Origin of the sequence: Pseudomonas cichorii, from assembly GCF_003700275.1 — a bacterium.
In the GTDB taxonomy this organism is placed as follows: Bacteria; Pseudomonadota; Gammaproteobacteria; order Pseudomonadales; family Pseudomonadaceae; genus Aquipseudomonas; species Aquipseudomonas cichorii_B.
The window spans coordinates 62,289-69,898 of the sequence record NZ_RBRE01000068.1; the positions used below are offsets into that span (position 1 = coordinate 62,289).

The following is a 7,610-nucleotide window of genomic DNA, read 5'->3' on the forward strand; positions in this document are numbered from 1 at the left end:
CCAATATTTTTTATCGCTGAAACAGGCGTAGAATCGCAGGAAAAAGCGCAACCCCATGGCCATCCGCAGTCAATCGCGGCAAACTGGATAGCCTTATTAACCGCTAGACCAAGGACTTACCCTGCAATGGCCAAGCCTGCCGCCACAGTGACTTCTGTCGACAGTACTGAAACCGGAGAACCACTGGATTCCGTCCTCGACGACCTGCTCGGTTACGCCATGCGGCGCGCGCAACTGAAAATGTTTCAGAACCTCATAAACCGGCTCTCGGTACACGATTTGCGACCGGCGCAGTTCTCTGCAATGGCGATCATCGAGCAAAACCCCGGCTTGATGCAGTCCGACCTGGCCAAGGCCCTGGCCATCGAGCCGCCGCAAGTGGTGCCGCTGCTGAACAAACTGGAAAGCCGGGCACTGGCGGTGCGGGTGCGTTGCAAACCGGACAAGCGCTCCTACGGGATTTTCCTCAGCAAGACCGGTGAGGCCCTGCTCAAGGAAATGAAACTGATCGCCGCCGAAAGCGACATGGACGCAGCCTCCGCCCTCGACAGCCAGGAGCGCGAAGAACTGCTCAGATTACTCAAGAAAGTCTATCAACCGTAACCGCTACGAGCGCTGGCAGGCATTCACCGGCGGAACCCGCTGGCGCCAGGGCTGGGCCTGTTCAAGTTGCGCGGCCAGCGCCAGCAAGGTCGCCTCCTCGCCGAAACGACCGGCGAAGTGCGCGCCCATAGGCAAGGCCTGCGCGCTCCAGTAAAGCGGCACCGACATCGCAGGTTGCCCACTGGCATTGAATAACGCGGTAAACGGCGAGTAGCTGTGAAAGCGCTCGATCAACTCATCCAGGCTCAGGCTGTCGTCCTGCAGATCCAGCTCGCCGATCGGTACCGGCTCACGGGCCAGAGTCGGGCTCAAGATCACATCGTAATCGCGCATGAAAAATGCCAGTCGTCGACCCAGAGCATGGATCCACTCCACCGCTGCCGCATATTGCGCGCCGCTGACATCACCCTTGTTGCGCAGGATGATCCGGGTGCGGGGTTCCAGTTCCTCAGGCTGCACAGGTGCACCACGCATGCTGCCCAAAAACTCCAGGTAGCTTCGCGTGCTGGCACCGATGATGGTGAACACCTGATCAAGAAATTCAGGCAGCACCACCGGCAACCGGGCAGGCTCAACTCGATGCCCCAGCGACTCACACAGACCCGCGGCCTGACGCACCGCCTCCAGGCTTTGCGGGGAAGTCGACCAGGGCCCGCACTGCTCGACCAGAGCAATACGTAATGGCCGCGGCGCCTGGTGCAAGGCCGTCACATAAGGTTGCGCAGGCATCGGGGCGGCATAAGGCGCGCCCAGATCGATCCCTGCCGTAGCGTCGAGCAACGCCGCGCTATCGCGCACCGACAAAGTGATGCAGTGGTTCGTACCCATCCCTGCCCAGCCTTCGCCAACCATCGGCCCGGACGGCAGCAAGCCACGGCTGGGCTTGAGCCCGAAGACACCACAACAGGATGCTGGCACGCGCAACGAACCGCCGCCGTCATTGCCATGCGCAAAAGGTACAACCCGTGCCGCCACCAGCGCAGCCGCCCCGCCGCTGGAGCCGCCGGCGCTGCGCTCGGTATTCCACGGGTTGCGAGTGGCGCCGAAGCGTGTCGACTCGGTGGAATAGGAGGTGCCGAATTCAGGTGACGTGCTGGTGCCGACGATCAGGCAACCGGCGCCACGCAAACGGGTCACCATCTCGGACTCGAAATCCGCACGAGCATCGCCCATCGACAGCGAACCATTGGTCATCGCCGCACCCTGCACAGGCGTGAACAGATCCTTGATCAAGGTCGGCACACCCGCGAACAGTCCTTCCCGAACCTGAGGTTCAAGCGCCGCAGCCCGGGCCGTTTCGTAGAGTCGTTCGGCCACCGCATTGAGTTGCGGTTCGACCCGCTCCAGGCGTTCGATCACCGCCTCGACCAACTCCACAGGCTGCACTTCGCCGCGCTTGACCCAGGCGGCCAGGCCAGTGGCGTCTTCCTTGTCCAACATCTGCTGGATGTCTTGCATGTTTGATACTCCGGATCTACTTCAATAACGAATGCTGGAATGGCGCGGCGTGGTTCGAGTGGCATTACCGAGGTCGAGGCCATTCGCACAAAGCCATGCTCAGGCCCTCAGAAACTTTGCGAAATGCGCAGTGCGATGCTGTAACCCTCTGCCCGGTTGCGGGCGCCCTGCTCTTTGTAAACATGCAGCCAGACTGGCGGCAGCCCCGGTTTGAAGTAACTCACCGCAGGCCCCACGGCCAGCACCCGAGCGCGATTGCCTCTGCTTAAACCCGGCGCATCGTCATCGGTAAACTGTCGGTAGTAGTACCCGCCGATGCCGGCGGTCCACGGACCGAAGTGCTGCCCCACAGCGAATTCGTGACGGTACTCAACACCGCTCTTGTAGTCGGTGTCCGGGTTGCGTGTATTGATGTCCACCTCGAAACTCGACGACACCTCGAAACCGCTGTCGCTGATGTAGGTCGCGTTGACGATGGGGGAAAACGTCCAGTGATTGAGACCGGGAGAAATCAGCCGGTCCCGATCGTAGTCGCCGGTAGGCGCCTGAATCTGAAACTGGGTGTTGATGAACAGGTTGGGCGACAGGTTCCACTGCAGGATCAGCGGCAACAATTGCAGATCGGCCTGGCGGAACGGGTCGGCCTCCAGCTTCAGGGGCCCGCCCGGCGTCGGCACCTGCAGAGAAGCGTCCATCTTGAAAAAAGGCACCACTGTGCCAAATCCGTACTTGGCGCCCAGCACGGTGTAATCCGTCATGCGCATGTAGGCCAGACCGATCGACAACACACTCAGAGAGAAATTGTTATCCAGGGAACGCCCGTTACGATCCTTCTGCACATGGGCTGAATAGAAGGACGTGCGCAGCCCCAGTGTGCCGAACGGTGTGGCCGGAGGCATCATCCCGGCACCAAAGTCGTAAACCCCTACGGCGGTGGTCGGCGCGCCGTTTTCAGTGGCCTGGGCTGCACTGCACAGGCCGAACAGAGCCAGGGTTATCAAGGTGGTGCAACTGATGTTTGACTTGTTGTTGTAAATCATCGAATGCCCCTCCCGACCAAATGCTGAGGGCCATCCTAGTAACGCCCATGACAGGCGGGTTATCCGTTTTCAGCACAGTTAATGACGACGCAAGGTCTGTGATGGGGACTCCCCGAACAGAACGCGGTAATCGCCGGCAAAGCGACTCAGATGCCAGAAACCCCAACGTGCCGCCACCTCTTGCACACCGTGTTCATCACTACGATCTCGCAGTTCACGGCGCACTGCATTGAGGCGCAACGCCCTCAAATACGCCACCGGATTGATTCCCAGCGTCTCCTGAAAACAGTATTGAAGTTTGCGTCGGCTGGCACCGATGTGATTGCACAGATCAAGAATCGACAGTGGTTCATCAAGATGCGCCAACGCATACTCCCTGGCACGATCAACCATGCGCTTGCGCGCCGTCGGACTGAGCGGCGGCGCCTGATCCGGCGCAACCAATTCCAGCAGTTGCACGATCACGGCATCACGGATGCCATGCCGGATCGCCTCATAGCCCAGCAGACTGTCGCGCACCTGATCGGCCCTGGCCAGCTCATCGAACAGCGCCAGCAACTCCGCCTGCACCGAACCCGCCCCCAAGCGGTAACACTTGGGTAGATCGGTAATTCGGAACCTCGCCCCCTGGCGTTCCAGCATATGCTCCAGGACGTCAGCCTCAACCGCGACGCCCAACAGATCCAGGTGCTCGGGAGTGCGCAGATCCGGCAAGTGATCACCATGAGCCACCAACAGGCTCTGCTCATGAATCGGATGCCCGGCACAAAATACCGGCCCCTGCGAACTCAGCGGCACGCTGAAAGTAATGGCTCCTTTCCAGGCGCTACCACTCTTGAGCATCGACTGATTAGAGCGGTCGCGCACCAACTGCATCCAGCCGGCACGAAATTCGATCAACTCCCCCTCAAAGCGCCCGGGCGTCAACTGGTCATAACGCACCTGCCAGCCACCCATATTCTGCGCGTGCTGATCGATGTCATTGGTGCAATAGCGGCGAATCACAGCACTCACGTCCTGCGCACCGGTAACGATTTCCATACCTCGATTATTGTTATTCATAGACCTGTCCTGGCTGAGCACACAACGCTTGCAGACAGATGGAGAGGCAAGTTTCATTCCGCTATGGCGGGGGGGTGGGAGAAGTTTGCTGAAAATGGATAGTGGGATGTGGCTGTGGTCTGCGCCGTTCAAATGAACGGAGCATTCAGAACTTAGGCTCTGTACGAAGTGTTTTCGAGCGCAGATACCTTTCGGGCTCTGAAAAACCAATCCGGAAACACTAGTGTAGAAGAGCCCCACCGCTCTAAAAGGGGTTCAACATCTTCCGGTTTCAAATATTGCTCTCGGTTGATTTTGCAGAAGTAGCCCCCGTTGATAAAGGAGTGCAATAGTTCGAGCCGCCCCATATCGGCCAGCGCATCTTGCTTGAGGAGGTCGAGCGCTTTGTCGATTCAGGCTATGCGCTGGTCGGGTTTCGCCTCCCTCAGCGTATTAAGTTGTTCACTTTGCCTTGGAGTCAGGCTGACCATCGTAGACAAATGGGTGAGAGCTCCTGTGTAAGCCAGTATTTTGGCCGAATTCGTCTGAAGCTTGACAACCGACTTGGCATTACTTGAATCCCTACCTCCAACATTTCCTTCACGATCACGCAAGCTACCAGCGATCCACCCTCAGCCTAACAGAGCACCTCGCTCACAATAATGAATCATATTTAATGGATGCGAATAACAAAATCTTCACTTTTCTCTGTTAGTCGAACCGTCACTTCTTCCCTGTCCACCCATCCAGCGTGGATGGAATGCCAGTAGCGCTCTGATAGATCGAGGAGTAGCGTCTGCCTTCGCTTGAGGCTTCCCCATCGAGATCTACTTATGAACGATCCAAAACAGGCTCTCAATAAAATAGAGGATCTTCTCAGCGCCGCACGCGGAACGGATGACCTGTTTCTGCACGCTGCGGCATTCAGCGCGATATCTATCCTTGTGAAAGGATTGGACGACTATTTTGAAGAGCGCGCGCCATACGTTGGCGAAAACATCGAACGCCTGCGTTCTCACGCATCATCAATGCTCGGATACGACATCACTCTCGGGCACAGCACAGAGCAGCATCACGTATGGGCTCTATCTGCAATTTCGGCGCTGAACGAAGCCCTCGACAAGCTCAATAGATAAAGGATTTTCCAGCCCTTCGCCTACAAGCCCAAGGGCTGGGGTTGCGCCAATATCGGCGCGTTTATGACCTGGATCAGTATGTAAGTAAGATCGGATGGTTCAAGCGCACCACCGCTCAGTGGTTCGACTGGGATACGTCAAGTGCTTAGATTTTTCTACCGCACCCTCAGCCCGGCCAATCGCCGGGCTTTTCGTGTTCGCCCTCGCCCATCTTCAATGATTAATAATTTGAAAACGGCTTGCGGAGTCGTTCCAGTCACATAGCCTCCGACTTTTAACCAAGGAGGCGCCTCATGTCATACAAAGATAGCATCACCAAAAACCTACCCCCCTGCACCCCGCCAGGGATGCAGATCACGCTCACTCGCCTGGGCCGACTGCACGTGCAGTTCCGAGTAAGCCCTCCAAGGGGAGGCAGCTTCCTTCTTCGCTCAAATAAGCCTGAAATATTCAAGTTCTCTAGTAACGCCGAGCAGATTCAAGAGCTCTTTTCGGAATCCGCAATGCGCCACGATATGGCCAGGCGTACTTACTAATCCCCATTAACTCATGCCCGGTGCTGCGCCGGGCTTTTCGTATCCGCCATCCCCTACTCTGCTATGGTGCCGCTCTCAGATCGCAGTGGAAGCATCGAAGCATGACCCTATGGAAAACCATGGCAATCGCCGTAATGGTGTCGGTGAGCGCGCCGGCCGTATCAGGTGACGGTGCCAACCCTATCGCTGCAGGGATATTTATCATAATTTCCCTTCCAACCATTTTGATTGGGGCAACCACATCTCTCACGACCGAGCCGCCAGAGGCCTTCAAATCAGCCAAATCCGATGCCTTGACGTTCATCGGCTCAGGCGGCGAGATTCGTGGTGCGGAATTTGAACAAGCTTCCCGGCACTACCGCTCTACCTATGTCTCGCCCCTTATGTCCGACATGCAACTGGCCCAGGCAATCGCAACTTTGCCCTGACGCCGGGAGTCAAGACACCTCCAGCGCAGGGCTTTCGTTTTAGTCCTCGGCTACTACTGCGCCTTGCCCATAAATCAGACAGCCGACAAGTGCTCGTAGAGGATGGTTGCACCAACCAGCATCAGCACGACGCCGCCGACAATTTCAGCACGCTTGCCAACGACAGTACCTAGCACACGACCCGGCATCACACCGATCGTCACCATAACCGTTGTGGCTACGCCAATCGCAAATGCGGCCACCAGAATATTCACATCGACAAAAGCTAGGCCTACGCCCACAGCAAGTGCATCGATGCTGGTCGCGAAGGCTGTAATTGCCAGGATGAGGAAGGAATGCTGGTCAGGCTTCTCCTCCTCCGCATCATCGTGCTTTACGCCGTTGTAGATCATGTGCAATGCAGCTTCAACGGTGGCCACTGTCTTTCCAGTGAGCGAGCAGCGGAGGGCTTAGCTATGAAGTAGATCACTGATTCACCCGCGAGGCGCAGAAAGCCTGAAGACTGCGCTCAATACCTGACAGGCAGCAGGAAATAAGGGCCATCAATGTGACCGCGCATCAGCCTTCGGGCAGGCCCGCTCTCACGCAAAACGAACAACGCAGGCGAATCCGGGACCTACCCGGTCAGACCAGATGCTTCCCGGGCGGCTCCGGGCGCCTGCATCCTATCGGTCAACCAATAAGCTGGGCGCGTTCAATTTTCCGGCTGCCGCACTTGCACTCAGCTCGGAATGGCGGGACTCGCTGCCGGTACACCTGAAGGGGGTCATTCGGAACGGAGCTAAATCCCTCCCAGCTAAGTGTCTCGCTGGCATCCTCTCTTGAACTACGAATCTCTATGCCTTCATGACCGCATTCCTGGCATATGGCTCTGTAGCGATAAACATCAGTAGACATTCTCAGCATCCTGCCTTGGGTGGGTAAACCCAATCTATCACTCAACCACTTCGACTGCATTGAACGACACTGCATGGAAGAAGGCCAGGGTGCGGGCGGCAGCAAAATGGGAGAAAGAACAGAAGTCGTCGGCGCACCCTGGATTCAGATCGATAAGGGTTCACGACCTCAAGCACACCTTTGGCAGAAGGCTACGTGCAGCGGGCGTGACGCTGGAAGACCGAAATGCACTACTTGGACACAAGAATGGCAGTATCACAAGCCACTATTCTACAGCAGAGCTTGGTCAGCTTATTGAGGAGGCAAACAAGGTGTCGGCAACCGACTCGCGAGGTCCAGCACTGACAATCTTGAGGAGGAAAATGGGATGAACCCCCGCAAAAGTCCCTACACATGAAAAAGCCCAATCTTCACAGATTGGGCTAAGTCATTGAAAGATATGGTCGGGACGGTGAGCTGGTCTAATGACCC

6 protein-coding genes and 2 pseudogenes are annotated in these 7,610 nt (G+C 57.0%); 4 read left to right on the top strand and 4 right to left on the bottom strand.

The genetic code is table 11. From position 1 onward, the window contains the following. Nucleotides 1-126 precede the first annotated feature (126 nt). Nucleotides 127-603 carry a MarR family winged helix-turn-helix transcriptional regulator gene (locus ALQ04_RS18555; protein ID WP_122317203.1) on the top strand — a complete coding sequence of 159 codons (477 nt, stop codon included), beginning with the start codon at nucleotides 127-129 and terminating at the stop codon, nucleotides 601-603. Nucleotides 604-606: 3 nt separating this feature from the next. Here the strand turns inward: ALQ04_RS18555 and ALQ04_RS18560 are convergent, their stop codons facing one another. From ALQ04_RS18560 to ALQ04_RS18570, 3 genes are all read right to left on the bottom strand, one after another. After that, entirely contained in the window at nucleotides 607-2,061 is a 1,455-nt protein-coding gene (locus ALQ04_RS18560; RefSeq protein WP_122317204.1) for an amidase, read from the bottom strand. Nucleotides 2,062-2,168: 107 nt separating this feature from the next. Then, a complete protein-coding gene (locus ALQ04_RS18565) occupies nucleotides 2,169-3,101 on the bottom strand; it encodes a transporter (RefSeq protein WP_122317205.1) in 933 nt (310 codons plus the stop codon). Between the two features lie 78 nt (nucleotides 3,102-3,179). Further along, the gene (locus tag ALQ04_RS18570) at nucleotides 3,180-4,163 is read right to left on the bottom strand and encodes a helix-turn-helix domain-containing protein (protein WP_122317206.1); all 984 of its coding nucleotides are present in this window, start codon (nucleotides 4,161-4,163) and stop codon (nucleotides 3,180-3,182) included. Between the two features lie 812 nt (nucleotides 4,164-4,975). Here ALQ04_RS18570 and ALQ04_RS18575 point away from each other — a divergent pair. Then, entirely contained in the window at nucleotides 4,976-5,278 is a 303-nt protein-coding gene (locus ALQ04_RS18575) for a hypothetical protein (RefSeq protein WP_183142222.1), read from the top strand. Between the two features lie 637 nt (nucleotides 5,279-5,915). Further along, entirely contained in the window at nucleotides 5,916-6,242 is a 327-nt protein-coding gene (locus tag ALQ04_RS18585) for a DUF2388 domain-containing protein (RefSeq protein WP_122317208.1), read from the top strand. Nucleotides 6,243-6,316: 74 nt separating this feature from the next. Here ALQ04_RS18585 and ALQ04_RS18590 read toward each other — a convergent pair. Next, nucleotides 6,317-6,646: pseudogene (locus ALQ04_RS18590) on the bottom strand (manganese efflux pump MntP family protein); the annotation flags it as partial. 552 nt (nucleotides 6,647-7,198) lie between these two features. Here ALQ04_RS18590 and ALQ04_RS18595 point away from each other — a divergent pair. After that, a pseudogene (locus ALQ04_RS18595) lies at nucleotides 7,199-7,510 on the top strand (tyrosine-type recombinase/integrase); the annotation flags it as partial. Nucleotides 7,511-7,610 lie beyond the last annotated feature (100 nt).